At 62.6% G+C, this 2089-nt stretch carries 2 protein-coding genes; both read left to right on the top strand.

The window, feature by feature from the left end; translation table 11 throughout:
* The first annotated feature begins 28 nt into the window (after nucleotides 1-28).
* The gene (gene tal / locus RMO57_RS01360) at nucleotides 29-973 is read left to right on the top strand and encodes a transaldolase (protein WP_310383526.1); all 945 of its coding nucleotides are present in this window, start codon (nucleotides 29-31) and stop codon (nucleotides 971-973) included.
* A gap of 1 nt (nucleotide 974) precedes the next feature.
* A partial coding sequence (locus RMO57_RS01355; protein ID WP_310383524.1) for a glucose-6-phosphate isomerase occupies nucleotides 975-2089 on the top strand: 1115 nt, incomplete at its 3' end.

The raw sequence follows: 2089 nt of genomic DNA, 5'->3' as shown, positions 1-2089 counted from the left end.
TTTTGAATAAGCAAACAAACAAACCATCATGAATCAACTGGACCAACTCAAATCCCTGACCACCGTGGTGGCCGATACGGGCAACTTCTTGCAGCTGGCGCAGTTCGCGCCGCGCGACGCGACCACCAACCCGTCCTTGATCTTGAAGGCGGTGCAGTCGGCCGACTACGCGCCGCTGCTGACGGACACGGTCGCCGCCCACCAGGGCCTGGCGCTGGACGAGATCGTTGACCGGGTCTTGGTGCGCTTTGGCCTGGAGATTTTGAAGGTGGTGCCGGGCCGCGTCTCGACCGAGGTGGACGCCCGCCTGAGTTTTGACAAAGCCGCAACGCTTGCACGTGCCCGCCGCATCATCGGCCTGTACGAGGCCGCTGGTATCTCGCGCGAGCGAGTGCTGATCAAGATCGCCTCGACCTGGGAAGGCATTCAAGCCGCGCGCGAGCTGGAGCTCGAAGGCATTCACTGCAACTTGACCCTGCTGTTCTCCTTCTGCCAGGCCGTTGCCTGCGGTGAGGCCGGCATCCAACTGATCTCGCCCTTTGTCGGCCGCATCTACGACTGGTACAAGAAGAGTGCCGGCGCGGCCTGGGATGAGACGGCGATGTCCGGCGCCAATGACCCCGGCGTCAAGTCGGTCGCGCAGATTTTCAACTACTACAAGAAGCACGCCATCAAGACCGAGGTGATGGGGGCGAGCTTCCGCAATGTCGGCCAGATCCAGGCCTTGGCCGGCTGCGATTTACTGACCATCAGCCCCGATCTGCTGGCCCAGCTGCAACAGCTAGCCAGCGCGTTGCCGCTGGCGCTGGACGCCGCGGCCGCCAAGCTGCTGGACCTGCCCGAAGTTTCTTTCGACGAAGCGGGCTTCCGCTTCGCCCTTAACCAGGATGCCATGGCGACCGAAAAGTTGGCCGAAGGCATCCGCCTGTTTGCTGTCGACTCGGCCAAACTGGATCAGATGATTGTGAGTTGATATGTCTGTTGCACCCCTCGCATCGCGTTGTGACCAAAGCCCGGCCTGGGGCTTGCTGCAGCAGCATTTCAAAGCGTCCGGCCGGCAGTTCGATTTGCGCCAGGCTTTTGCCGCTGACGCGGGGCGTTATGCCGATTGGACGCTGACGGCGCCGGAGGTGTTCGCCGATCTGTCCAAGAACCGCATCGACGCCGACGCCATGGCCTTGTTGCTGCAATTGGCCAGAGACTGCGGCCTGGAAGCCAAGCGCGATGCGATGCTGGCGGGTGAGGCGATCAATCTGACCGAAGGCCGGGCGGTGCTGCACACGGCGCTGCGGGCGCCGGCGGGCAAGGGGTTTTTGTTCAGCTGGGAGGTGCAAGCCTCATTGACAGCAATGCTGGCCTTCGCTGAAAGCGTGCGCGATACCGACAAGAGTGGCTTCACCGATGTCGTCCACATCGGCATCGGCGGCTCGGACCTGGGGCCCGCCATGGTGGTGCGGGCAATGCAGGCCTATACCCAGCAGGGCTTGAAGCTGCATTTCGTCTCCAATGTCGATGGCCATGACCTGGCGCCGGTGCTGCGCGACTTGAAGCCGCAGGCGACGCTGTTCGTGATTGCCTCCAAGACCTTCACCACGCAAGAAACGCTGGCCAACGCCATCGCCGCCAAGGCCTGGTTTTTGGCCGCCGGTGCTGGCATGGGGGAGAAGGACATAGCGCGTCACTTCGTTGCCACCAGCAGCAACACGGCGGCGGCCGGCGCCTTCGGCATCACCACCACCTTTGGTTTTTGGGACTGGGTTGGTGGGCGCTATTCGCTCTGGTCGGTGATCGGCTTGCCGATTGCCATTGCGATCGGGGCCGACAACTTCCGCGCGCTGCTGGCCGGTGCGCATGCGATGGATCAGCATTTTGCGCACACGCCGCTGGAGCAAAACCTGCCGGTGCGCTTAGGCTTGCTGGACATCTGGTATCGAAATTTTCACGGCTTCAGCAGCCGCAGCGTGGCGCCTTATCACCAGGGCTTGGGTCGCCTGCCGGCCTACCTACAGCAGCTGGAGATGGAGAGCAATGGCAAGGGCGTCGATCTTGAGGGTCAGACCCTGCCTTATGCGACCAGCCCGGTGGTCTG

Source organism: Roseateles sp. (assembly GCF_031397715.1).
Lineage (GTDB): Bacteria > Pseudomonadota > Gammaproteobacteria > Burkholderiales > Burkholderiaceae_C > Paucibacter_A.
This window is presented reverse-complemented; position numbering and strand designations above follow the sequence as displayed.

Coding starts and splice junctions, on each gene's coding strand:
- tal (WP_310383526.1), top strand. CDS start 29: ATGAATCAACTGGACCAACTCAAATCCCTGACCACCGTGGTGGCCGAT.